This is a genomic window from Microbacterium sp. JAI119 (assembly GCF_013410135.1).
In the GTDB taxonomy this organism is placed as follows: Bacteria; Actinomycetota; Actinomycetes; order Actinomycetales; family Microbacteriaceae; genus Microbacterium; species Microbacterium oxydans.
This window is the reverse complement of record NZ_JACCCK010000001.1, coordinates 1,895,632-1,919,544: the sequence shown is the minus strand read 5'-3', so window position 1 is coordinate 1,919,544 and position 23,913 is coordinate 1,895,632. Positions and strand designations below refer to the sequence as shown.

General features: G+C 67.7%; 20 protein-coding genes and 1 tRNA gene. 19 read left to right on the top strand and 2 right to left on the bottom strand.

Annotated features, from left to right (window positions below; all coding sequences use genetic code 11):
• Nucleotides 1-16: 16 nt before the first annotated feature.
• The 13 genes from hisG to HDC31_RS09210 all read left to right on the top strand — a co-directional run bounded on the left by hisG (nucleotide 17) and on the right by HDC31_RS09210 (nucleotide 15,135).
• Nucleotides 17-859 carry an ATP phosphoribosyltransferase gene (gene hisG / locus HDC31_RS09270; protein ID WP_046747130.1) on the top strand — a complete coding sequence of 281 codons (843 nt, stop codon included), beginning with the start codon at nucleotides 17-19 and terminating at the stop codon, nucleotides 857-859.
• Nucleotides 859-1,620: an imidazole glycerol phosphate synthase subunit HisF gene (hisF, locus tag HDC31_RS09265; RefSeq protein WP_058631197.1), complete on the top strand. Its 762-nt coding sequence runs from the start codon at nucleotides 859-861 to the stop codon at nucleotides 1,618-1,620. The genes hisG and hisF overlap by 1 nt, the downstream gene beginning before the upstream one ends.
• On the top strand, nucleotides 1,617-1,997 hold the full coding sequence (gene hisI / locus HDC31_RS09260) for a phosphoribosyl-AMP cyclohydrolase (RefSeq protein WP_046747128.1): 381 nt from the start codon (nucleotides 1,617-1,619) through the stop codon (nucleotides 1,995-1,997). Before hisF ends, hisI begins: the two co-directional genes overlap by 4 nt.
• Nucleotides 1,994-2,581, top strand: a complete 588-nt coding sequence (locus HDC31_RS09255; RefSeq protein WP_113681972.1) for a Trp biosynthesis-associated membrane protein — start codon at nucleotides 1,994-1,996, stop codon at nucleotides 2,579-2,581. The genes hisI and HDC31_RS09255 overlap by 4 nt, the downstream gene beginning before the upstream one ends.
• A 47-nt stretch (nucleotides 2,582-2,628) precedes the next feature.
• Complete coding sequence (locus HDC31_RS09250) at nucleotides 2,629-2,859, top strand: HGxxPAAW family protein (RefSeq protein WP_046747126.1); 231 nt, start codon at nucleotides 2,629-2,631, stop codon at nucleotides 2,857-2,859.
• Nucleotides 2,860-2,861: 2 nt separating this feature from the next.
• Nucleotides 2,862-3,632 carry an indole-3-glycerol phosphate synthase TrpC gene (gene trpC / locus HDC31_RS09245; protein WP_171010952.1) on the top strand — a complete coding sequence of 257 codons (771 nt, stop codon included), beginning with the start codon at nucleotides 2,862-2,864 and terminating at the stop codon, nucleotides 3,630-3,632.
• Nucleotides 3,632-4,900, top strand: coding sequence for a tryptophan synthase subunit beta (gene trpB / locus HDC31_RS09240; protein ID WP_113681971.1), 1,269 nt, complete (start codon nucleotides 3,632-3,634; stop codon nucleotides 4,898-4,900). Before trpC ends, trpB begins: the two co-directional genes overlap by 1 nt.
• Nucleotides 4,897-5,700, top strand: a complete 804-nt coding sequence (trpA, locus tag HDC31_RS09235) for a tryptophan synthase subunit alpha (RefSeq protein WP_046747123.1) — start codon at nucleotides 4,897-4,899, stop codon at nucleotides 5,698-5,700. Before trpB ends, trpA begins: the two co-directional genes overlap by 4 nt.
• Nucleotides 5,701-5,710: 10 nt before the next feature.
• Nucleotides 5,711-6,736, top strand: a complete 1,026-nt coding sequence (gene lgt / locus HDC31_RS09230) for a prolipoprotein diacylglyceryl transferase (RefSeq protein WP_113681970.1) — start codon at nucleotides 5,711-5,713, stop codon at nucleotides 6,734-6,736.
• 143 nt (nucleotides 6,737-6,879) lie between these two features.
• A complete protein-coding gene (gltB, locus tag HDC31_RS09225; RefSeq protein WP_113681983.1) occupies nucleotides 6,880-11,403 on the top strand; it encodes a glutamate synthase large subunit in 4,524 nt (1,507 codons plus the stop codon).
• On the top strand, nucleotides 11,396-12,862 hold the full coding sequence (locus tag HDC31_RS09220; RefSeq protein ID WP_113681969.1) for a glutamate synthase subunit beta: 1,467 nt from the start codon (nucleotides 11,396-11,398) through the stop codon (nucleotides 12,860-12,862). Before gltB ends, HDC31_RS09220 begins: the two co-directional genes overlap by 8 nt.
• A 58-nt stretch (nucleotides 12,863-12,920) precedes the next feature.
• Entirely contained in the window at nucleotides 12,921-14,369 is a 1,449-nt protein-coding gene (gene pyk / locus HDC31_RS09215) for a pyruvate kinase (RefSeq protein ID WP_113681968.1), read from the top strand.
• Between the two features lie 109 nt (nucleotides 14,370-14,478).
• Complete coding sequence (locus HDC31_RS09210; protein WP_258546591.1) at nucleotides 14,479-15,135, top strand: alpha/beta hydrolase; 657 nt, start codon at nucleotides 14,479-14,481, stop codon at nucleotides 15,133-15,135.
• 51 nt (nucleotides 15,136-15,186) lie between these two features.
• Here the strand turns inward: HDC31_RS09210 and HDC31_RS09205 are convergent.
• Nucleotides 15,187-15,269: transfer RNA gene (locus tag HDC31_RS09205), tRNA-Leu, on the bottom strand.
• Nucleotides 15,270-15,370: 101 nt separating this feature from the next.
• On the opposite strand from HDC31_RS09205, the gene HDC31_RS09200 reads away from it, so the two are divergent.
• Nucleotides 15,371-15,991: an ANTAR domain-containing response regulator gene (locus HDC31_RS09200; RefSeq protein ID WP_017830602.1), complete on the top strand. Its 621-nt coding sequence runs from the start codon at nucleotides 15,371-15,373 to the stop codon at nucleotides 15,989-15,991.
• Between the two features lie 2 nt (nucleotides 15,992-15,993).
• Nucleotides 15,994-16,569, top strand: a complete 576-nt coding sequence (locus HDC31_RS09195) for a GNAT family N-acetyltransferase (protein WP_113681967.1) — start codon at nucleotides 15,994-15,996, stop codon at nucleotides 16,567-16,569.
• Here the strand turns inward: HDC31_RS09195 and HDC31_RS09190 are convergent.
• Nucleotides 16,544-16,972 carry a hotdog fold thioesterase gene (locus tag HDC31_RS09190; RefSeq protein WP_046747117.1) on the bottom strand — a complete coding sequence of 143 codons (429 nt, stop codon included), beginning with the start codon at nucleotides 16,970-16,972 and terminating at the stop codon, nucleotides 16,544-16,546. The genes HDC31_RS09195 and HDC31_RS09190 overlap by 26 nt on opposite strands.
• A gap of 45 nt (nucleotides 16,973-17,017) precedes the next feature.
• Here HDC31_RS09190 and polA point away from each other — a divergent pair, with 45 nt between their 5' ends.
• Genes polA through HDC31_RS09170 form a run of 4 tightly spaced genes read left to right on the top strand, consistent with a single transcriptional unit; the run spans nucleotide 17,018 to nucleotide 23,858 of the window.
• On the top strand, nucleotides 17,018-19,651 hold the full coding sequence (polA, locus tag HDC31_RS09185; RefSeq protein WP_179516028.1) for a DNA polymerase I: 2,634 nt from the start codon (nucleotides 17,018-17,020) through the stop codon (nucleotides 19,649-19,651).
• Between the two features lie 41 nt (nucleotides 19,652-19,692).
• Nucleotides 19,693-21,369 carry a DUF885 domain-containing protein gene (locus tag HDC31_RS09180; protein WP_046747115.1) on the top strand — a complete coding sequence of 559 codons (1,677 nt, stop codon included), beginning with the start codon at nucleotides 19,693-19,695 and terminating at the stop codon, nucleotides 21,367-21,369.
• Between the two features lie 54 nt (nucleotides 21,370-21,423).
• On the top strand, nucleotides 21,424-22,458 hold the full coding sequence (locus HDC31_RS09175; RefSeq protein WP_058631189.1) for an LLM class flavin-dependent oxidoreductase: 1,035 nt from the start codon (nucleotides 21,424-21,426) through the stop codon (nucleotides 22,456-22,458).
• Between the two features lie 47 nt (nucleotides 22,459-22,505).
• The gene (locus HDC31_RS09170) at nucleotides 22,506-23,858 is read left to right on the top strand and encodes an MFS transporter (protein WP_113681965.1); all 1,353 of its coding nucleotides are present in this window, start codon (nucleotides 22,506-22,508) and stop codon (nucleotides 23,856-23,858) included.
• Nucleotides 23,859-23,913 lie beyond the last annotated feature (55 nt).

Genomic DNA, 23,913 nt, shown 5'->3' with positions numbered 1-23,913 from the left:
GAACTGAAAGCCATCCATGCTGCGCATCGCTGTTCCCAACAAGGGCTCGCTCTCCGAGACCGCCGCCGACATGCTCGCCGAGGCGGGCTACGCCGGCCGTCGAGACCCCAAGACCCTGCACGTCATCGACGCCGACAACGACGTCGAGTTCTTCTTCCTCCGGCCCAAGGACATTGCCACGTATGTCGGCTCCGGCGCGATCGACGTCGGCATCACCGGTCGTGACCTGCTGCTCGATGCACGCATGCCCGGTGCGCGCGAGATCGAAGCTCTCGGCTTCGCCGGCTCGACGTTCCGCTTCGCCGCGCCGACCGGACGCTACACCGATGTGAGCGAGCTCGACGGGCTCCGCATCGCGACGTCGTACCCCGGCCTCGTCGACGCGTTCCTCGACGAGCGTGACATCGCCGTCGACCTGGTGCCCCTCGACGGCGCCGTGGAGTCCGCGGTCCGCCTCGGTGTCGCCGACGCCGTCGCCGATGTCGTCGAGACCGGTACGACGCTGCGTCAGGCCGGGCTCGAGGTGTTCGGCCCCGTGATTCTGGAGTCGGAGGCGGTGCTCATCGCCGGACCCGTCGACGCCGAGGGCGCGGACACGCTGCTTCGCCGCCTGCGCGGTGTGATGGTCGCTCGACGCTTCGTCATGATCGATTACGACCTTCCGGTCGCCCTCCTCGATGACGCCGTGAAGATCGCCGGGGGCGTGGAGTCGCCGACGGTCTCGCCGCTGCGTGACCCCGAGTGGGTGGCCGTGCGCGTCATGGTGGCTCGTTCCCGGGTCAACCCCGTGATGGACGCTCTCTACGCGCTGGGTGCACGGGCCATCCTCGTCACCGCGATCCACAACGCGAGGCTCTGATGACGCTCGCGAGCCGTGTCATCCCGTGTCTCGACGTCGCCGATGGGCGCGTCGTCAAGGGCGTGAACTTCGAGAACCTGCGCGACATGGGCGACCCCGTCGAGCTCGCCAGGCACTACGCGGCGCAGGGTGCAGACGAGATCACTTTCCTCGATGTCACCGCGACGGTCGACGCCCGCGCCACGACGTATGACGTCGTGCAGCGGACGGCGGAGCAGGTGTTCGTGCCGCTCACCGTCGGCGGGGGAGTGCGCAGCGTCGACGACGTGGCGCGCCTGCTTTCGGTCGGCGCGGACAAGGTCGGCGTGAACTCGGCGGCCATCGCGCGCCCGGAGCTCATCGGCGAGATCGCCGACCGCTTCGGTGCGCAGGTGCTCGTGCTCTCGCTCGACGTGAAGCGCGCGCCCACGACCCACTCGGGCTTCGTCGTCACCACGCACGGCGGCCGCACGCAGACCACTCTCGACGCCCTCGACTGGGCGCGGGAGGCGGCGGAGCGTGGAGCGGGCGAGCTGCTCGTGAACTCGATCGATGCGGACGGCACCAGAGACGGCTTCGACCTGGAGCTCGTGCGCCTGATGCGGGAGGCGGCGTCCGTGCCCGTCATCGCGTCGGGCGGTGCCGGAAAGGCATCGGACTTCGCGCCCGCCATCAAAGCCGGTGCCGACGCCGTGCTCGCGGCCAGCGTGTTCCACACCGGCGCGCTCACGGTCGGCGACGTCAAGGACGCGCTTCGCGCGGAGGGGGTTCTCGTCCGATGAGCGACGCGGAAGCACAGACGACATCCGTCGACGAGCGCATCGCGCAGGTCGCCTTCAACGCCGACGGGCTCGCGCCGGTCATCGTGCAGCAGTGGGACACGCGCGAGGTGCTGATGCTCGCCTGGGTCGACGCCGAGGCGCTGCGACGCACCCTGACCTCCGGACGGGCGACCTACTGGTCCCGGTCCCGCCGGGAGTACTGGCGCAAGGGCGACACGTCCGGACACATCCAGGTCGTGCACGAGGCGCGTCTGGACTGCGACGGCGATGCGATCCTGCTCCTCGTGGCCCAGACCGGCCCCGCCTGCCACACTGGCACGCGCACCTGCTTCGACACGAACGACCTCGAGGCCGTCACCGGAACGGATCGGTCATGAGCCTCGCGAAACGCGGTCGCGCGCTGTCCGTCTCCGGCTTCCTTCTCGCCGGGGCGATCGGCATCATCTCGTCGACTCAGACCTGGCTGACCGTGGAGCGCGCCGACGCGGGCGAGGCGATCCTGGTCCCCGGGGCGTCCGCCCTGGTGCTTCTCGCCCCGCTCAGCCTGGCTGTGCTCGCTCTCGGCGCCGCGCTGTCGATCGCGGGCAAGCCGGTGCGCCTCGTGTTCGGCGTGCTCGCGGCGGCGACAGCCGTGTTCCTCGGTTGGTCGACTCTCCAGCTGCTGCTCTCCGAACCCTTCGACGCCGTCGGGGCCACCGTGACCGAGGTGACCGGATTGGCGGGAGGCATGGCGGTCCATGAGGTGGTCGCGAGCATCGTGCCTTCGGCCTGGCCGTACATCGCGCTCGTGGGCTGGGCGATCCTGCTGGCGGCCTCGGTCGTGGTCCTCACGACGTGGCGCGGGTGGAAGGCCGGTGGACGCCGATACCGCACCGACCGCGTCGATGTCCCGCACGACGGGCCCGTCGATGCCGTCGATTCCTGGGACGAGCTGTCCCGGGGAACCGATCCGACACGCTGACCCCGATAGACTGAATCCGAACCGCACGTCGTCCCCCGGAGGAGAACATGACCAACCCGATCGCCGATCCCGGCCACGGACACTCGCCTGCCGCTTGGACCGCTGTGGTCATCATGCTGGTCGGCTTCGCCGCCGCCACGGTCGCGTTCTGCTTCGAGCAGCCCGTCCTCGTCATCGCCTCGGTGGCCCTCGTCCCGATCGGCGCGATCGTCGGCTGGGCGCTGGCAAAGGCCGGTTACGGCGTGAAGGGTCCGAAGTACGCTCCGAAGGCGCACTAATGGTGCTCGCCGACCTGACGGCCGGCGCTGTCGCAGACGCCGAGCGTCGCGCCCTGTCGCGACCGCTGGCCGCCCTCGAGCGAGACGCTCTCGCCCGTCCCGCAGCGAAGGACGCACTCTCGTTCCTCGCCCCTGCGGATCGCGTGAAGATCATCGCCGAGGTCAAGCGTGCGAGTCCCTCGAGAGGCGCACTCGCCGACATCCCCGACCCGGCTCTTCAGGCATCGCTATATGAGACGGGCGGTGCGTCCGCGATCAGCGTGCTCACGGAGGAGCGTCGTTTCGGTGGCAGCCTCGCCGACCTCGAGGCGGTCACGGCGCGGGTCTCGCTCCCCGTGCTGCGCAAGGACTTCATCGCGTCCCGCTACCAGGTGCTCGAGGCGCGTGCAGCCGGCGCCGATCTCGTCCTGCTCATCGTCGCCGGCCTCGAGCCCGACGTGCTGCGTGATCTTTTCGGCTTCATCGGCGAGCTGGGCATGACGCCGCTCGTCGAGACGCATTCCGCTGATGAGCTCGAAGCCGCGGTCGACCTCGGCGCCCCCCTGATCGGCGTCAACGCGCGGGACCTGAAGACCCTCGAACTCGATCGTGACCTGTTCGGGCGCCTGGTCGAGCGCATCCCCGACACGGCCGTCAAGATCGCGGAGTCGGCGGTGCTCACTCCGGCTGACGTCGTGCACTACCGTTCCGCGGGCGCCGACGTCGTGCTGATCGGCGAGGCGCTCGTGACCGGCGACCCCGTCGCCACCCTCAAGAGTTTCCTGGAGGCATGATGAGCCTGCGCGACCAGCACGGCCCCTTCTTCGGCGAGTTCGGCGGGCGGTACATGCCCGAGTCGCTCATCGCGGCGATCGATGAGCTCACGGTGGCCTACGAGGCCGCGATCGTCGACCCGTCGTTCCGCGACGAGCTCGCGCATCTGCTCAGCTCCTATGCCGGGCGCCCCTCCGCGATCACTGAGGTCCCGAGATTCGCCGAACATGCCGGCGGTGCGCGCATCTTCCTCAAGCGCGAAGACCTCAACCACACCGGGTCCCACAAGATCAACAACGTGCTCGGCCAGGCTCTGCTCACCAAGCGCCTCGGCAAGACCCGCGTGATCGCGGAGACCGGTGCCGGACAGCACGGCGTGGCGACGGCGACGGCGGCAGCGCTGTTCGGTCTGGACTGCACCATCTACATGGGCGAGGTCGACACCGAACGGCAGGCGCTCAACGTGGCTCGCATGCGCCTCCTCGGCGCCGAGGTGGTCCCGGTGACCTCCGGCTCGCGCACGCTCAAGGACGCGATCAACGACGCCTATCGCGACTGGGTCGCTTCGGTGGAGACCACCAACTACATCTTCGGCACGGCGGCGGGTCCGCACCCGTTCCCGGCGATGGTCCGCGACTTCCAGAAGATCATCGGCGAAGAGGCCCGCGCGCAGCTGCTCGACGAAGTGGGACGGCTTCCCGATGCGGTCATGGCGTGCGTCGGCGGCGGCTCCAATGCGATCGGCATGTTCGACGCGTTCCTCGACGACGAGGGTGTCCGACTCTACGGGGTCGAGGCCGCCGGCGACGGCGTCGACACCGAGAAGCACGCGGCATCGATCGAGCGCGGCCGCCCTGGCGTGCTCCACGGTGCGAAGACCTACGTCCTCCAGGATGCCGACGGCCAGACGATCGAGTCCCACTCCATCTCGGCCGGTCTCGACTACCCCGGTGTCGGCCCCGAGCACTCCTGGCTCGCCGACATCGGTCGCGCCGAGTACATCCCGGCGACCGACGACGAGGCGATGCAGGCGTTGCGTCTGCTCAGCCGGACCGAAGGGATCATCCCCGCCATCGAATCGGCACACGCCCTCGCCGGGGCCCTGCGCATCGGTCGCGAGCTCGGCCCCGACGGCTTGATCGCCGTCTGCCTGTCCGGTCGCGGCGACAAGGACATGGACACCGCGGCCCGCTACTTCCAGCTCTACGACGAGGCCGCTCTGGCCCACGACGTCGAGCAGGAGAGCGAAGAGGAAGGACGCATCGCGAAGGGGGAACCGCAGCTGTGAGCCGCGTCGAACAAGCCATCCAGCGTGCGCAGGACGCCGGCCGCAGCGCCTTCGTCGGGTACCTGCCCGTCGGCTTCCCCGATCTCGAGACGAGCATCCAGGCAGCCATCGCCCTGGCCGAGAACGGCGTCGACATCATCGAGCTGGGACCGCCGTACAGCGACCCGGTGATGGACGGCGCGATCATCCAGGAGGCGACCACCAAGGCTCTGGCTGCGGGTTTCCGGATGGCCGACCTCTTCACGGCGATCCGCGCCATCACGGCGGCCACCGATGTCCCCGTGCTCGTGATGACCTACTGGAACCCTGTTCTGCAGTACGGCATCGATCGCTACGCGGATGACCTGCTCGCCGCGGGCGGTGCTGGGCTCATCACGCCGGACATCACGCCGGACGCGGCAGGGGAGTGGATCGCAGCCAGCGAGCGGACCGGCCTCGACCGGGTGTTCCTGGCGGCGCCGACCTCCTCCGATGAACGACTCGACCTGGTGGTGAAGTCCTCCACGGGGTTCGTGTACACGGTCTCGACGATGGGCATCACGGGGGAGCGCGCCGAACTCGACCGCGCTGCCCGCACCCTCGTCGGACGCCTGCGGGCGCACGGAGCTCACCGCGCCTGCGTCGGAATCGGCATCTCCACCGCCGAGCAGATCGCCGGAGTCTCCGAGTACGCCGACGGCGCCATCGTCGGCACAGCGCTCGTCCGCGCTCTGCGTGACGGCGGAGTACCGGCCCTCGCAGAAGTCACCCGAAACCTGGCCTCCGGCACCTCGTCGGCACGCCCCGATCACGAGAACTAGAATCGCACTCATGTCACTCGCGCTCCACAGCACCTTCACGAACGTGCTCGCCAGCATCCCGAGCCCCACGGTCTCGTATTTCGACCTCGGGCCGATCCGGATCCACTTCTACGCGCTGTGCATCATCGCCGGCATCATCGCCGCGACGTTCCTGACCAACCACCGCCTCACCAAGCGTGGAGCGGAGCCGTGGGTCGTGATCGACATCTCGATCCTCGCAGTGCCGCTGGCGATCATCGGCGCGCGCATCTTCCACGTGCTCACCCACCCGAACGACTACTTCGGCGAGGGTATCAACACCTGGAACCCGTTCCAGCCAGGCTCCGTCTGGGCCATCTGGGAGGGCGGCATCGCGATCTTCGGCGCGCTCATCGGCGGTGCCATCGGTGCGTACCTCGGGTGCCGCTGGACAGGCATCCGCTTCTGGACGTTCGCCGACGCGCTGGCACCCGGTCTGCTGCTGGCACAGGCCATGGGTCGCTTCGGCAACTGGTTCAACAACGAACTCTTCGGGCTTCCCACCGATCTGCCCTGGGGTCTGGAGATCCCGTCCACCAACTCGGCCTTCCCCCCTGGACTTCCCGAGGGCACGCTGTTCCATCCCACCTTCCTGTACGAGGTGATCTGGAACGGTCTCGGCGTCATCGTCCTGCTGTGGCTCGGTCGCAAGCTCTTCTTCCAGTGGGGTCGCCTCTTCGCGATCTACCTGATCTGGTACAGCGCCGGTCGCATCCTCTGGGAGTCGATCCGCATCGATCCGAGCGAGATCATCCTGGGCCTGCGCAGCAACGTCCTCGCGGCCATCATCGGCGTGCTCATCGGTGTCGCGATCCTCATCGTGCAGACGCGTCGTCACCCCGGACTGGAGCCGTCACCGTACCAGCCCGGCCGCGAACGGACCGACCCGGACGCTGTTGTACAATCGCAGGACAATACCTCTGACTTCGTAGACGTGAGCGAGCCTCCGGCCGAAGAAGTCACCGCAGGAGCCACCGCCACAAGCACTGCTCCCACGAGCGAGGGCGGCTCTCGATAACGCCGCCTCGTAGCGGGAGAACCATTGCACTGAACGAGCGGGCCGACGTCGTCCCCGGGTTTCACTCGAAGATCTGAGGACGGTAACTGGTGTACTTCCAGCCCCCTTACGGCGCCTCCGGCGCATACCCCCCGAAGCAGGGCATGTACAACCCGGCGTTCGAGAAGGACGCCTGCGGCCTCGCCATGGTCGCGACCCTGCGCGGCGAAGCCGGGCATGACATCATCGCGTTGGCCCTCGAGGCCCTGCGCAACCTGGAGCACCGCGGAGCCATCGGCTCGGATGCGGGCACCGGGGACGGCGCCGGCATCCTGACGCAGATGCCCGATGCGTTCCTCCGCGCCGTGGTCGGGTTCGAACTGCCGCCGGTAGGGGAGTACGCCGCAGGACTGGCGTTCTTGCCTCGCGATTCCAGCGAGCGCCGCCAGCAGAAGGCCGGCATCGAGAAGATCGCCCGTTCCGAGGGGCTTCGCGTCCTCGGCTGGCGTGAGGTTCCCACGGCCAACGAGAACCTCGGCAAGCTCGCCGATGAGGCGCGTCCCGCGTTCGAGCAGCTCTTCGTCAGCGCGGGCGGAGCGACGCACTCCGATGCGCCCCTCACGGGGATCGCGCTCGACCGCGTCGCCTACCGTCTGCGCAAGCGCGCCGGTCACGAACTCGGTGCCTATTTCGTCTCGCTCTCCGCCCGCACCCTCGGGTACAAGGGCATGGTCACCACCCTGCAGCTGGAGCCGTTCTATCCCGACCTGCAGGACGAGCGCTTCGCCTCGGAGCTCGCCGTGGTGCACTCCCGCTACTCCACGAACACCTTCCCGTCGTGGCCGCTCGCGCAGCCGCTGCGCATGCTCGCCCACAACGGCGAGATCAACACCGTCGGCGGCAACCGCAACTGGATGCGCGCCCGCCAATCGCAGCTGGAATCCGAGCTCCTCGGCGACATCACGCCGCTGCTTCCCATCTGCACCGACGGCGCCAGCGACTCCGCCTCGTTCGACGAGGTGCTCGAGCTGCTCACGCTGACCGGGCGCAGCCTGCCGCACGCGATCATGATGATGGTGCCGGAGGCCTACGAGAAGCAGGCCGACATCTCTCCGGAGCTGCGCTCGTTCTACGAGTACCACTCCAACCAGATGGAGCCGTGGGACGGACCGGCCGCTCTCATCTTCACGGACGGGACCCTCGTCGGCGCGACGCTCGACCGCAACGGTCTGCGTCCTGGACGCTGGACGGAGACGACCGACGGACTGGTCGTCATCGGATCCGAGACCGGCGTTCTCCAGTTCGAACCGGAGCGCATCAAGCGTCGCGGCCGCCTGCAGCCGGGCAAGATGTTCCTGGTCGACACATCGCAGCGTCGGATCATCGAGGACAGCGAGCTCAAGCACGATCTCGCCACGATGCACCCGTGGCAGGAGTGGCTCGACGCCGGCGCCGTGCGTCTTGCCGAGCTTCCCGAGCGTGAGCACATCGTGCACCCGCCGGCGTCGATCACCCGTCGTCAGCGGACCTTCGGCTACACCGAGGAAGAGGTCCGCATCCTTCTCACGCCGATGGGTCAGACCGGTGTCGAGCCGCTCGGCGCGATGGGCTCTGACACGCCGATCGCCGTGCTCAGCAAGCGTCCGCGGTTGCTGTTCGACTACTTCACCCAGCAGTTCGCCCAGGTGACCAACCCGCCGCTCGACTCGATCCGCGAAGAGGTCGTCACGAGCCTCAAGCTGGGCCTCGGGCCGGAGAGCAACCTGCTCACCTGGGGGCCGGAGCACACGCGTACGGTGTCTCTGGACTTCCCGGTGATCGACAACGACGAGCTCGCGAAGATCCGCCACATCGACAAGGCCATGCCCGGTCGATCGAGCGCGACGATCCGCGGCCTCTACCACTTCGACGCCGGCCCCCAGACGCTCGCCGACCGGCTCACCGAGATGTGCGCCGAGGTGGACGAGGCCATCGAGAACGGTGCCGAGTTCATCATCCTGTCGGACCGTGACTCGAACAAGGATCTGACACCGATCCCGTCCCTGCTCATGGTCTCGGCGATCCACCACCACCTCATCCGGCGCGAGAACCGCATGAAGGTCGGTCTCATCGTCGAAGCCGGAGACGTCCGCGAAGTGCATCATGTCGCGACCCTGATCGGCTACGGTGCCTCCGCCGTCAACCCGTACCTCGCGATGGAGACGGTAGAGCACCTCGTGCGCACCGGCTACATCACGGGCATCACGACCGAGAAGGCCGTCAAGAACCTGATCTACGCGCTCGGCAAGGGCGTGTTGAAGATCATGTCGAAGATGGGCATCTCCACCGTGTCGTCCTATGCCGGTGCTCAGGTGTTCGAGGCGGTCGGCCTCAGCCAGGAGTTCATCGACGCGTACTTCACGCGCACCGAGTCGAAGCTCGGCGGCATCGGCATCGAGGAGATCTTCGCCGAGAACCAGGCGCGCCACGACTACGCCTATCCGGAGGATGCGGCAGCACGTGCGCACGAGAGGCTCTGGACGGGCGGCGAGTACCAGTGGCGCCGCGACGGCTCTCCGCACCTTTTCAATCCGGAGACGGTGTTCAAGCTGCAGCATTCGACGCGGACGCGACGTTACGACATCTTCCGCGAGTACACGAAGCTCGTCGATGAGCAGGCCGCCGAGCTGAAGACCCTGCGCGGACTGTTCACGCTGCGCACCGGCACTCGCAAGCCCGTGCCGCTGGACGAGGTGGAGCCCGTCTCCGCCATCGTCAAGCGCTTCTCCACGGGGGCGATGAGCTACGGCTCCATCTCCAAGGAGGCGCACGAGACGCTCGCCGTCGCGATGAACAGCATCGGCGCGAAGTCGAACACCGGTGAGGGCGGCGAGGATCCGGACCGCCTGGTCGACCCCGAGCGTCGCAGCTCGATCAAGCAGGTCGCGTCGGGGCGGTTCGGGGTGACGAGCCTGTACCTCACCGAGGCGGACGACATCCAGATCAAGCTCGCCCAGGGTGCCAAGCCCGGCGAGGGAGGCCAGCTGCCGCCGACCAAGGTGTACCCCTGGGTCGCGCGTACCCGTCACGCCACCGCCGGTGTGGGACTGATCTCCCCGCCGCCGCATCACGACATCTACTCGATCGAAGACCTGAAGCAGCTGATCTTCGACCTGAAGAGGGCGAACCCCGAGGCCCGCATCCACACCAAGCTGGTGAGCCAGTCGGGCATCGGCGCGGTGTCGGCCGGTGTCGCGAAGGCGCTGAGCGACGTGATCCTGGTCTCGGGTCACGACGGTGGAACAGGTGCGAGCCCGTTGAACTCGCTGAAGCACGCGGGCACACCGTGGGAGCTCGGCCTCGCGGAGACGCAGCAGACGCTCATGCTCAACGGCATGCGGGATCGCGTCGTGGTGCAGGTCGACGGCCAGCTCAAGACCGGCCGCGACGTCATCATCGGTGCGCTGCTCGGCGCGGAGGAGTTCGGCTTCGCCACCGCTCCGCTCGTCGTCAGCGGCTGCATCATGATGCGCGTCTGCCACCTGGACACGTGCCCCGTCGGTGTCGCCACGCAGAACCCGGTTCTGCGCGAGCGGTTCACGGGCAAGCCCGAGTTCGTCGTGAACTTCATGGAGTTCATCGCCGAAGAGGTGCGTGAGCTCCTCGCCGAGCTCGGCTACCGCTCGATCGACGAGATCATCGGCCGTGCCGACCTCATCGAGGTCAACGCCGCGGTCGAGCACTGGAAGGCCGAGGGGCTCGACCTCACTCCGGTGCTGGAAGGCCCGGTGTTCCCGGCAGGCGAACCGCGTCGTAGCGCACGCACCCAGGACCACGAGCTCGAGAAGCACTTCGACGTGAAGCTGATCGACATCGCGAAGGGCGCGCTGCTCAACGGCGAGCCCGTCGTGGTCGAGCTGCCCATCGCCAACACCGAACGTGCGGTGGGGACGATGCTCGGTCATCAGGTGACGTCACGGCACGGAGCAGACGGTCTGCCGCAGGGCACCATCGATGTGACTCTGCACGGCACCGCCGGTCAGTCGCTCGGGGCGTTCCTGCCGCCGGGTATCGTCCTGCGGCTCGAGGGCGATGCCAACGACTACGTCGGCAAGGGGCTCTCGGGCGGCGACATCACGATCCGTCCGCCGCGAGGCTCCAAGATCGCGCCGCACGAGAACGTGATCGCCGGCAACGTGATCGGCTACGGCGCGACCTCGGGGACGATGTTCATCTCGGGCGTCGTCGGCGAGCGTTTCCTCGTCCGCAACTCGGGTGCGACCGCCGTGGTCGAGGGCGTGGGCGACCACGCTCTGGAGTACATGACCGGTGGGCTCGCGGTGATCCTCGGCTCGACCGGACGGAACTTCGGCGCCGGGATGTCCGGGGGAGTGGCCTACGTGCACGCCCTCGACACCAGCAAGGTGAACGCGCAGTCGCTCGGGAGCGGCGAGCTGCTCCTCGAGCCGCTCGACCGCGCGGATCTCGAAGTGCTGCGGAGCCTGCTGGTCGCGCATGTCGAGCGCACCGCGTCTCCGCTGGCCGCGGGTCTTCTCGAGAACTTCGAGGCGGCAGCCGCAGAGTTCGTGAAGGTGCTCCCTCGTGACTTCGCCGCCGTGCGGAGCATGCGCGAGGAGGCGCTGGCCGAGGGGATCGACCCCGACGGCGACATCGTGTGGAACCGCATCCTGGAGGTGACCGGTGGCTGACCCCAAAGGCTTTCTGAAGGTGACCGAGCGGGAGGTTCCCGCGCGTCGTCCCGTTCCCGTGCGCATCATGGACTGGAAAGAGGTCTATGAGCCCGGCGACAAGCAGGTCCTGCGCCGTCAGGCAGGGCGCTGCATGGACTGCGGCGTGCCGTTCTGCCATCAGGGGTGCCCGCTCGGCAACCTGATCCCGGAGTGGAACGACTTGACGTGGCGAGGCGAGGGTCGCGCGGCGATCGAGCGCCTGCACGCGACGAACAACTTCCCGGAGTTCACGGGGCGGCTCTGCCCTGCGCCGTGCGAGAGCTCGTGCGTGCTCGGTATCAACCAGCCGGCTGTGACCATCAAGCAGATCGAGGTCTCGATCATCGACGAGGCCTTCTCGAAGGGCTGGGTCGAGCCGGAGCCGCCGGAGCGGCTGACGGGCAAGACGGTTGCAGTGGTCGGTTCCGGTCCTGCGGGACTCGCCGCTGCCCAGCAGCTCACCCGTGCCGGGCACACCGTCGCGGTCTTTGAGCGTGACGACCGCATCGGCGGACTGCTGCGCTACGGCATCCCCGACTTCAAAATGGAGAAGACGCAGCTCGAGTCCCGCCTTCGCCAGATGCAGGAGGAGGGCACCCGCTTCCGCGCCGGCGTCGAGATCGGCAAGGACATCTCCTGGCCGGACCTGCGCGCCCGGTACGACGCGGTGGTGATCGCCACAGGCTCCACGGTTCCGCGTGACCTCGCGATCCCCGGCCGCGACCTGGACGGCGTCCATTTCGCCATGGAGTACCTCGTCGAGTCGAACCATGCGGTGGCGGGCGACAAGGTGACGGATCAGATCAGCGCCGAGGGCAAGCACGTCATCGTGATCGGCGGTGGCGACACGGGTGCGGACTGCATCGGAACCGCGCACCGGCAGGGCGCACTCAGCGTCACCAACCTCGCGATCGGCAAGCAGCCGGGCGACACCCGTCCCGACCACCAGCCGTGGCCGATGATGCCGACCCTGTTCGAGGTCTCCTCCGCTCACGAAGAGGGCGGAGAGCGTGTGTTCCTCGCCTCCACCGTCGAGTTCCTCGGCAACGACGTCGGCGAGGTCCGTGCACTGCGCGTGGCGGAGACGGAGTTCGTCGATGGTCGGCGTGTGCCCAAGAGCGGCACTGAGCGGGAGATCCCGGCCGATCTCATCCTGATCGCCATGGGCTTCACCGGACCGGAGCAGGACGGCTACACCGAGGAGACGCTTCCCCAGGTGACCGATCGGGGTGCGTTCCGGCGCGACTCCTCCTACGAGTCGACGGTGCCGGGCGTGTTCGTCGCCGGCGACGCCGGCCGTGGACAGTCGCTCATCGTGTGGGCCATCGCCGAGGGGCGTGCAGCCGCGGCCAACGTCGACCGGTTCCTGATGGGCACCACCGTGCTCCCGGAGCCGGTGCGTCCGAGCGATGTCGCGATCGGACTCCAGCCCGCGTAGGCTGAGGCCGGCACCGTCGCCTGATTCACCATCCCCCACTTCTACCCTGGAGCAATCTTTGAGACGCGCGAAAATCGTCGCCACCCTGGGCCCCGCCACCTCCACCTATGAGACGGTGCGCGCACTGATCGATGCGGGCGTGGACGTCGCCCGACTGAACCTCAGCCACGGTGACTACTCCGTGCACGAGAACAACTACGCCAACGTGCGCCGTGCCGCTGAGGACGCTGGTCGCCCCGTCGCGATCCTCGTCGACCTGCAGGGTCCGAAGATCCGTCTCGGCAAGTTCGAGGGCGGACCCTACGAACTCGCCAAGGGCGACATCTTCAAGATCACCACCGAGGACATCATCGGCAACAAGGAGATCTCCGGAACGACGTTCAAGGGGCTCCCGCAGGACGTCAAGCCCGGTGACTTCCTCCTCATCGACGACGGCAAGGTCCGCGTCGAGGTCGTCGAGACCGACGGTGTGACGGTCACCACCAAGGTCATCGTCGCCGGAGCGGTCTCGAACAACAAGGGCATCAACCTGCCCGGCGTCGCCGTGAACGTCCCCGCGCTGAGCGAGAAGGACGAGGAGGACCTCCGTTGGGGTCTGCGCATCGGCGCCGACCTGATCGCGCTGTCCTTCGTGCGCAACGCCGCCGATGTCATCCGCGTCCACGAGATCATGGCGGAGGAGGGCGTCCGCGTCCCCGTCATCGCCAAGGTCGAGAAGCCGCAGGCGGTCGACGCGCTCGAGGAGATCATCGACGCGTTCGACTCGATCATGGTGGCCCGCGGCGACCTGGGCGTCGAGCTGCCGCTCGAGGCAGTCCCGATCGTGCAGAAGCGCGCCGTCGAGATCGCCCGCCGCATGGCGAAGCCGGTCATCGTCGCGACGCAGATGCTCGAGTCGATGATCAACAGCCCTGTGCCGACTCGCGCCGAGACGTCTGACGTCGCGAATGCCGTGCTCGACGGCGCCGACGCTGTGATGCTCTCGGGCGAGACCAGCGTGGGAGACTACCCGGTCGTCGTGGTCGAGACCATGGCGCGCATCATCGAGTCGACTGAGGAGCACGGCCTGGAGCGCATCGCGCCGCTCACGGCCAAGCCCCGCACGCAGGGTGGTGCGATCACCCTCGCCGCGCTCGAGGTCGCCGAGTTCGTCGACGCGAAGTTCCTCTGCGTCTTCACGCAGTCCGGTGACTCCGCCCGTCGCCTGTCGCGTCTGCGCTCGCGCATCCCGATGATCGCCTTCACCCCGGAGCCCGGCATCCGTCGCCGCATGGCGCTTACGTGGGGTATCCGCTCGACGCTGGTCGACATGGTCCAGCACACCGACCTGATGTACCACCAGGTCGATGAGTATCTGCTCGGCAACGGTCTGGCAGAAGAAGGGGACAAGGTCGTCGTGATCTCCGGTTCCCCTCCCGGAATCGTCGGATCCACGAACGACCTTCGCGTGCACAAGGTCGGCGATGCGATCCGCGGTGCCGCGCCGATCTACAAGGCCGGCGTCTGACGTACGTCATCCAGAGGGGGTGGGACTTCGGTCCTGCCCCCTCTGTCGTCCGCTTCGGGTAGCTTTCAGGCATGGAAACGCATCGCCGTCGAAGGAGGCCGTCATCGGCGTGCTGAGGAACGCGCGATGGTGGATAGCCGATTACGCGTACGCGGGGTACTGGCAGGTCCGTGCGGCATTCGACCGCACCGATCCGTCGTCTTTCGTCTCCGGAGATGCTGCACACATCGTCGTGCTCCCCGGCGTCTACGAGACCTGGCGGTTCCTGCAGCCGCTCGTCGTCGCGATGCATGAACGTGGTCATCCGGTGCACATCGTCGAGGCGCTCCACCGGAATGAGCGTCCTGTGGCCGAGATGGCCGCGGTCGTGGCGGCGTTCCTCGAGGAGCGCGGGCTCGAAGACGTGATCCTCGTCGCGCACAGCAAGGGCGGCCTTGCGGGGAAGACCGTGATGACCGGTCCGGCGGGCACGCGCGTGCGGTCGATGCTCGCGATCGCCGCACCGTTCGGCGGGTCGCGCTATGCGCGGTTGATGCTCTCCAGAACGCTTCGTGCGTTCTCACCGCGCGACCCGTCGATCGTGGATCTGGCGCAGCAGGTGACGGTGAACGAGCGGATCGTCTCGGTGTACGCGGCGTTCGACCCTCACATCCCCGAAGGCAGCGAACTGGCCGGCGCCAAGAACGTGCGCCTCGATACGGGCGGGCACTTCCGGATCCTCGCGCATCCACGCGTTCTGGCGGAGCTCGCGGTGCTCGCGGAATAGTCGATCAGTCGCCCGCGCCGGAATTCGCGCGTTCGTTCGATCGATGTTGGGTGCCGGCGGTGGGACTCGAACCCACACGCCCTTTCGGACAAAGCATTTTGAGTGCTCCGCGTCTGCCATTCCGCCACGCCGGCTCGTGTGTCGCGTCTACGACTTTAGCGCAGAGCAGGAGGCGCGACCGTCCGCGCCGAGCGCCTGAGGCCTGCAGACAGGGGCACTCCACTAGGATGGGTGTGTGACAGAGCAAGAAGAGCAGGCTGAGCAGCCCACGTCATCCGCACCCCGACGCGTCGTCGTCGCCGAAGATGAGTCGCTGATCCGTCTCGACATCGTCGAGATCCTCCGCGACAACGGCTTCGATGTGGTCGGCGAGGCCGGTGACGGGGAGACCGCGGTCGCTCTGGCCACTGAGCTCCGCCCCGACCTGGTCATCATGGATGTCAAGATGCCTCAGCTCGACGGCATCAGCGCGGCCGAGAAGCTGCACAAGGGCAACATCGCCCCGGTCGTGCTCCTGACGGCGTTCAGCCAGAAGGAGCTCGTCGAGCGTGCCAGCGAGGCCGGCGCCCTCGCCTACGTCGTGAAGCCGTTCACGCCGAACGACCTCCTTCCGGCGATCGAGATCGCGCTGGCCCGCCACGAGCAGATCATCACGCTCGAGGCAGAGGTCGCCGACATGGTCGAGCGCTTCGAGACCCGCAAGCTCGTCGACCGGGCCAAGGGTCTGCTCAACGAGAAGATGGGGCTGAGCGAGCCCGAGGCCTTCCGCTGGATCCAGAAGGCCTCCATGGACCGTCGTCTCACGATGCAGGACGTCGCGAAGGCGATCATCGAGCAGCTGGCTCCCAAGAAGTAGCGGTGAGCGCCGGATCCTTCCGGCTCGATTCCGAGCACATCCTCAGGCCCGTGCGCCTGGGCGACGGTGCCGCCCTTTCGCGTGCGTATCTGGCGAACCGCGAGCATCTCGCGCCGTGGGAGCCGACGCGCTCGGAGGCGTTCTTCACCGCTGCCTCGCAGGAGGCGCATGCACAGCACTGTGTGGACGACGCATCGGCCGGACGCGGCATCCGCTTCGTGATCGAGTCCGACGATGGTGAGATCCGCGGACGGATGAACCTCAACAACATCGTCCGCGGGGCGTTCTGGAGCGCAGACCTCGGTTACTGGGTGGATGCGACGCGCGTGCACCGTGGGCTCGCGAGCCGCGCGGTCGCGAGGGTGATCGAGCACTCCCGCACCGAGCTGCGGCTGCACCGACTCCAGGCGGCCACGTTGCTGCACAACCTCGGCTCGCAGCGGGTGCTGCTCGGAAACGGATTCGAGCGCATCGGGATGGCGCCGAAGTACCTCCTGATCGCGGGGGAGTGGCAGGATCATCTGCTGTTCCAGCGCCTGCTGGAGGAACCGCTCAGCGCCCGGCGGGAAGGTCCTTGATCATGTTGGTGATGCGGATGGTCGAGCAACGACGACCCTGATCGTCAGTCACCACGATCTCGTGCACCGTGATGCTCCGTCCCAGGTGCACGGGCGTGCAGACGCCGGTGACCAGACCAGAGGTCGCCGACCGCGTGTGTGTCGCATTGATGTCCACCCCGACAGCGAGCCTTCCGGCACCGGCGTGCAGATTGGCAGCCATCGAGCCGAGTGACTCTCCGAGCACGACGTAGGCCCCGCCGTGCATGAGTCCGACGGGCTGGGTGTTGCCCTCGACCGGCATCGTCGCGACGCAGCGCTCGACGCTGAACTCGACGAACTCCATGCCCATCTTCTCGGCGAGGGCGCCCATTCCCCGGGCCGTCGCCCAGTCGAGTCCCTCGCTCATCGCGACATCGCCCATGCATCCTCCTCAGCGGGTGTCCGTCGTCCTCGTTAGGCTGACAGGGTGACGGACTCCGCAAAGCCTACCCTCATGGTCGTCGACGGCCACTCGCTCGCCTACCGCGCCTTCTTCGCGCTCCCGGTCGACAACTTCACGACCAAGGACAAGCAGCACACGAACGGCATCTACGGGTTCCTGTCGATGCTGGTCAACCTCATCAAGGCGGAGAAGCCGACGCATCTCGCGATCGCCTTCGACACCTCGCGGCACTCCTTCCGCACCGATGAGTACCCCGAGTACAAGGCCACACGGTCCGAGTCGCCGCAGGAGTTCAAGGGGCAGATCCCGCTGCTGCAGGACTGCCTCGCCGCCATGTCCATCCCGGTCCTGACGAAGGAGGGGATCGAGGCGGACGACATCCTCGCCACCCTCGCGTCCCAAGGCGCCGAACAGGGCTTCGAAGTGCTCGTCGTCTCGGGGGACCGCGACACCATCCAGCTCGTCAACGAAGACGTCACGCTGCTGTATCCGTCGGTGCAGGGGGTCTCCCAACTCAAGCGCTACGACCCGGCGACCGTTCAGGAGCGTTACGGGGTGCGACCCGAGCAGTACCCGGATATCGCCGCGCTCGTGGGCGAGACCAGCGACAATCTGCCCGGCGTGCCGAAGGTCGGCGAGAAGACGGCGGTCAAATGGCTCACGCAGTTCGGCTCGCTCGATGAACTGATCGCCCGCGCCGACGAGATCAAGGGCGTCGTCGGAGGCAACCTCCGCGACCACATCGAAGACGTCCGTCGCAACCGCAAGCTCAACCGTCTGCTCACCGACGTCGAGCTTCCGGTGGGCCCGGCTGACCTCGCCGTCGCACCGATCGATGCGCAGGCCGTGCGCGACATCTTCGCCCGTCTCGAGTTCCGCACCCTGCTGCCGCGGGTGTTCGAGGCCGTCGGTGCCGGCGACGTCGCTGACGACCCTGCCTCCGTCGTGGTGCTCCCGGTGCCCGTCGAGGCGCCTGCGGCCGACCTCGCGAGTTGGGCTGCGGCGCAGGAAGGCGATGTCGCGCTCCGCGTCACGACCCAGGGCGGTGTCCCCGTACGCATCGGTGTTGCCACGCTGACCGAAGTACGTGAAGCCGATTGGTCGGATGAGGCCGCGGGCGCTCTGCGCGGATGGTTGGAGTCCGACGCACCGAAGGTGCTCCACGACGCGAAGCCGCAGGTGAAGGCGCTGATCCGCCAGGGCATCCGCCTTCGCGGGCTCGCATACGACACGAGTCTGGCCGGCTGGCTGCTGCGACCGAGCTTCCCCGACAAGACCCTCTCCGACCTCGTCGAGCGCTACCTGGGGGAGAAGCTCCCCGAGGCCGATCCTTCCCAGCTCGTCCCCGAGACCGAGGGTGCGACGCCGTCTCAGGAGGCGTGGTTCGCTCTGCGAGTTGCCGATGCTCTCCGCGAGGACATCCCGGAGTCGGTCGCGAAGGTCCTCGACGACATCGAGCTGCCCACGCTGCTCACCCTCGCCGACATGGAGGTCGCGGGTGTCGCCGTGTCGCACGACGTGCTGTCGACCTTCTCGGGTGAGCTCGCGGCCCGAGCGGAGGGCCTCGCACAGGAGGCGTTCTCCGTCGTCGGCCGCGAGTTCAACCTCGGCTCGCCCAAGCAGCTGCAGGAGGTGCTGTTCGAAGACCTGCAGCTGCCGAAGACCCGCAAGACCAAGACCGGCTACTCGACCGACGCTGCGGTGCTCGCCGATCTGCAGGAGAGCAACCCGCATCCGTTCCTGAGCCTGCTGCTGCAGCACCGTGAGGCCACGAAGCTGCGCCAGATCATCGAGTCGCTCGATTCGGCGATCGGAGACGACCACCGTGTGCACACCACGTACGTGCAGACGGGAAGCCAGACCGGACGGCTCTCGAGCACCGACCCGAACCTGCAGAACATCCCGGTGCGCACCGAGGAGTCACGCCGCATCCGCAGTGCTTTCGAGGTGGGCCAAGGGTATGAGGCTCTGCTCACCGCTGACTACTCCCAGATCGAGATGCGCATCATGGCGCACCTCTCCGGCGACGAGGGGCTGATCGAGGCCTTCAACAGCGGGGAAGACCTGCACCGTTTCGTCGGAGCGCGCGTGTTCGGTGTCGAGCCGAGCGATGTCACGGCGGCGATGCGCACCAAGGTCAAGGCGATGTCCTACGGTCTGGTCTATGGGCTCTCCGCGTTCGGCCTCTCCAAGCAGCTGCGCATCGAGCAGTCCGAGGCCAAGCAGCTCATGATCGAGTACTTCGCGCGGTTCGGCGCCGTGCGCGACTACCTGCGTGCATCCGTGATGAAGGCGAAGGAGGTCGGCTACACCGAGACCATCTTCGGCCGCCGTCGACCGTTCCCCGACCTCGCGAGTCCGAACCGCGTGCTCCGCGAGAACGCCGAGCGGGCCGCCCTCAACGCTCCGATCCAGGGCAGTGCCGCCGACATCATGAAGATCGCGCTGCTGCACATCCACGACGACCTCCGGTCCGAGAACCTCTCCTCGCGGGTGCTGTTGCAGATCCACGACGAACTCGTGGTCGAGGTCGCGCCGGGGGAGTGGGACGCCACGGAGCGGATCGTCCGCGCGCGGATGGGCGATGCTGCCGAGCTGTCCGTGCCGCTCGATGTGCAGGTCGGTCGGGGTCGCGATTGGAACGAAGCCGCGCACTGACCTCCGGCGGTGGGAGGGGGCCGGGGATTAGGCTGAAAGGTATGACTTCAGCTCCTCGCACCCCCTCTGCCATCGACGCCGTCGCCGATGAATGGGTCGACACGATCGCGGTACTGGCTCCCACACTCGGGACGTACATCGGCCGCGACGAGGTGAACGACCGCTTCGGCGACCTGAGCCCGCAGGGGCACGAAGAGATCGCTGCAGCCACCCGCGCGACACTCGACCGTCTCTCGGCACTCGAGCCCGTCGACGCGATCGACGAGGTGACGAAGACCGATCTCAGCGCCGAGCTCCGCCTCGATCTCGAACTCCACGATGCCAAGTGGCACCTTCGTGACCTCAACGTCATCGCCTCGGCGGCGCAGGACGTGCGCGCCGCCTTCGACCTGATGCCCACTGCGACCGTCGAGGACTGGGACGTGATCGCGACCCGTCTCGCCGCGGTTCCGGATGCGCTCCGCGGATACGTCGAGACGCTCCGCACCGGGATCGCTGAGGGAGTGACGCCGGCGCGTCGTCAGGTGGTCGAGGTCGCGACACAGATCGACCGCTACACGGCCGACGACGGGTTCTTCGCCGCCTTCGTCGCCGAGGCCGACCCGGAGGAGGGCCAGCTCCCGGCCTCCCTCGCACGCACGCTCGCGGACAACTCGGCAGCTGCACGCGTCGCCTACGACGAACTCCGCCGCTTCCTCGCCGAGGAGCTCGCCCCCGTCGCGGGCGAGGTCGACGCCGTCGGCCGCGAGCTGTACGCCCTCAACTCCCGCCGTTTCCTCGGCGCGACGATCGACCTCGACGAGACGTACGAATGGGGTCGTGAAGAGCTCGCCCGCATGGTGGCGGAGCAGACCGCCATCGCGAACGAGATCCTCCCTGGTGCGTCGGTCGAGGAGGCCGTCGCCCATCTCGAGGCCGATCCCGCACGCAAGCTCGTCGGCACCGACGCATTGCAGAAGTGGATGCAGGAGACGAGCGACAGGGCCGTCGCTGAACTGGGCGCCTCGCACTTCGACATTCCCGAGGCGATCCGCACACTCGAGTGCATGATCGCTCCCACCCAGGAGGGTGGCATCTACTACACGGGGCCCACGGACGATTTCTCGCGTCCCGGTCGCATGTGGTGGTCGGTCCCCGAAGGCGTCACCGAGTTCGACACCTGGCGCGAGCTCACCACGGTGTTCCACGAGGGCGTCCCCGGACATCACCTGCAGATCGCGCAGGCCGTCTACAATCGGGCAGAGCTCAACTCCTGGCGCCGTCTGCTCGCAGGCACGTCCGGCCATGCAGAAGGCTGGGCGCTCTACGCCGAGCGCCTCATGGAGCAGCTCGGCTACCTCGACGACCCCGCCGATCGACTCGGCATGCTCGACGGTCAGCGCATGCGGGCGGCCCGTGTGGTGCTCGACATCGGCGTGCACCTCGGCAAGCCCCGTCTCGACGGCACAGGTGTGTGGGACGCGGAGTACGCGCTGGACTTCATGCGCGCGAACGTGAACATGTCGGATCAGTTCGTGCAGTTCGAGGTGAACCGCTACCTGGGTTGGCCGGGACAGGCGCCGTCGTACAAGGTGGGCCAGCGCATCTGGGAGCAGGTCCGCGATGGTGTTCGCGCGGCGGAAGGCGATGCCTTCTCGTTCAAGGACTTCCACAAGCGGGCGCTCGATATGGGCGGCGTCGGGCTCGACACGTTGCGCACCGCTCTGCTCCCGCGCTGACGGGAATGCGGCCGGACGGTCACGTGTTCATTCATCTGAATAGGAAGGGATGACATGGGCATCGAATTCGGGCTGGACACGTTCGGCGACATCACGCGAGATGCGGACGGGGAGCTCCTCACGGGGGCGCAGACGATCCGCAACATCGTTCAGCAGGCGGAACTCGCAGACTCCGTGGGCGTGGACTTCTTCGGGGTCGGGGAGCATCACCGCACCGAGTTCGCCGTGTCCGCCCCGGAGATGGTGCTGGCGGCGATCGCCGCGCGCACGGAGAACATCCGGCTTGGCACTGCGGTCACGGTGCTGTCCTCCGACGACCCCGTACGCGTGTTCGAGCGCTTCTCGACGCTGGACGCGCTGTCGAACGGCCGGGCCGAGGTGGTGCTCGGGCGCGGCTCCTTCATCGAGTCCTTCCCCCTGTTCGGCTATGACCTGCGAGACTACGACGCGCTCTTCGAGCAGAAGCTCGAACTGTTCGTGGAGCTCCTGAAGGAGGAGCCGGTGACCTGGTCGGGAACGATGCGTCCGTCGTTGGAGAACGCGAACGTGTTCCCGAAGACCGAGAAGGGTCTGCGTACCTGGGTCGGTGTGGGCGGAAGCCCGGAGTCGGTCGTCCGTGTCGCTCGCCACGGTCTCGGCCTCATGCTCGCGATCATCGGGGGGCCGGCGGTGCGGTTCAAGCCGTTCGTCGATCTGTACCATCGCTCGGTCGCATCGTTCGGTACCACGTCGCATCCCGTCTCGGTGCACTCGCCTGGCCACATCGCCGCGACAGACGCGGAAGCCTGGGATGCCGCTTACTCCGGATTCGAGGCGATGAACAACACCATCGGCCGAGAGCGCGGGTGGCCGGCGTACAGCCGTGCACGTTTCCAGAACGACGTGGGACCTGAGGGGGCGATCTACGCAGGGTCGCCGGACCGGGTCGCTGCGAAGATCGCCGACACCATCACGACGCTCGGCCTCGGGCGTTTCGACCTCAAGTACGCCACGGGCACCCTGTCGCACGAGTCGATGATGCGCAGCATCGAGCTGTATGGCACCGAGGTGATCCCGCGCGTGAAGCGGATCCTCGCCTCGCAGGACTGACGTCATCGAGCGCAGCACGCCCGGCGCTCGGCTTTACGATGAGAAGCATGGCCAACACCGCCTTGCCGAGCCGCTCATCTTTGGCTGAGCGACTGGACGTCCTGCCTTTCACGCGCCGGCATCTCGGCTTGCTCACGGGCTCCGGTCTCGGCTGGGCGCTGGACGCGATGGACGTGGGTCTGATCTCCTTCATCCTCGCGGCCCTCACGCAGCAGTGGGGGCTGTCCAAGGGCGAGGCGGGCTGGATCGCCTCCGTCGGGTTCTTCGGCATGGCCATCGGTGCGACGCTCGGCGGTCTCCTGGCGGACCGCTACGGACGACGGCAGGTGTTCGCTCTGACGTTGCTCGTGTATGGCCTCGCCACCGGAGCCAGCGCGCTCGTGGGCGGGCTTGCGGCGCTTCTGGTTCTCCGATTCCTCGTCGGCCTCGGGCTCGGCGCCGAGCTTCCTGTGGCATCGACCTACGTGAGCGAGTTCGCCCCCGCCCGGATCCGCGGTCGCCTGATCGTCGTACTGGAGGCGTTCTGGGCACTCGGGTGGACGGCAGCTGCTCTCATCGGGTTCCTGGTCATACCCGCTTCGGAGGATGGCTGGCGCTGGGCGTTCGCCCTCGGGGCCATCCCGGCGGTGTACGCACTCTTCGTGCGGTGGCGGATGCCCGAGTCGCCTCGCTGGCTCGCGTCGCGGGGACGGATCGCAGAGGCCGACCGCATCGTCTCCGCGTTCGAGGCGGAGGCGCGGGTGGAGGCGACTCCGGCCATCAGGAAGGAGCCGGCATCACGAGCGATCGCCGTCACCGCCCGCGCACGGTTGGCGACACTCTGGAATCGGGAGTTCCGACTGCGCACACTGTGTCTCTGGCTGGTGTGGCTCGGTGTGAACTTCGCCTATTACGGAGCGTTCATCTGGATCCCGAGCATCCTCGTCGATGCCGGGTTCGATCTGGTGCGGTCTTTCGGGTTCACGCTCATCATCACGTTGGCTCAGCTCCCCGGCTACGCGGTGGCCGCGTGGCTCATCGAGGTCTGGGGCCGTCGACTGACGCTCTCCGTCTTCCTCCTCGGCTCGGCGGTCTCTGCCGTGGTCTTCGGCACGGCGACGACGGAGGGCACCATCATCGCCGCCGGCATGGCGCTGTCGTTCTTCAACCTCGGCGCCTGGGGTGCCCTGTACGCGGTGACCCCGGAGATCTATCCGACCTCGTTGCGGGGCACGGGCGCGGGCTGGGCCGCTGGAGTGGGGCGCATCGCATCGATCGTCGCACCGCTCTCTGTCCCGATCCTCCTGGTCGGGGGCGGCGCGCCGCTCCTGTTCGCGGTCTTCGGCGTCTGCTTCCTCGGTGCTGCGGCTGCGGCGTGGGGACTCGTCGATCGCGGCGGCCAGGCTCTCGACGACCGCTGAGGCGGAGGCGACCCATCCGGTCCCGGCGCCGTGCGTCGTCGTCCCGCAATAGGCT

Excerpts from the sequence above, each read along its gene's own strand:
- trpB (WP_113681971.1), top strand. The coding sequence starts at position 3,632 with ATGAGCCTGCGCGACCAGCACGGCCCCTTCTTCGGCGAGTTCGGCGGG.
- HDC31_RS09255 (WP_113681972.1), top strand. The coding sequence starts at position 1,994 with ATGAGCCTCGCGAAACGCGGTCGCGCGCTGTCCGTCTCCGGCTTCCTT.
- hisI (WP_046747128.1), top strand. The coding sequence starts at position 1,617 with ATGAGCGACGCGGAAGCACAGACGACATCCGTCGACGAGCGCATCGCG.
- HDC31_RS09170 (WP_113681965.1), top strand. The coding sequence starts at position 22,506 with ATGGCCAACACCGCCTTGCCGAGCCGCTCATCTTTGGCTGAGCGACTG.
- HDC31_RS09180 (WP_046747115.1), top strand. The coding sequence starts at position 19,693 with ATGACTTCAGCTCCTCGCACCCCCTCTGCCATCGACGCCGTCGCCGAT.
- HDC31_RS09250 (WP_046747126.1), top strand. The coding sequence starts at position 2,629 with ATGACCAACCCGATCGCCGATCCCGGCCACGGACACTCGCCTGCCGCT.
- lgt (WP_113681970.1), top strand. The coding sequence starts at position 5,711 with ATGTCACTCGCGCTCCACAGCACCTTCACGAACGTGCTCGCCAGCATC.
- HDC31_RS09190 (WP_046747117.1), bottom strand. The coding sequence starts at position 16,972 with ATGGGCGATGTCGCGATGAGCGAGGGACTCGACTGGGCGACGGCCCGG.
- gltB (WP_113681983.1), top strand. The coding sequence starts at position 6,880 with ATGTACAACCCGGCGTTCGAGAAGGACGCCTGCGGCCTCGCCATGGTC.
- hisG (WP_046747130.1), top strand. The coding sequence starts at position 17 with ATGCTGCGCATCGCTGTTCCCAACAAGGGCTCGCTCTCCGAGACCGCC.
- hisF (WP_058631197.1), top strand. The coding sequence starts at position 859 with ATGACGCTCGCGAGCCGTGTCATCCCGTGTCTCGACGTCGCCGATGGG.
- HDC31_RS09175 (WP_058631189.1), top strand. The coding sequence starts at position 21,424 with ATGGGCATCGAATTCGGGCTGGACACGTTCGGCGACATCACGCGAGAT.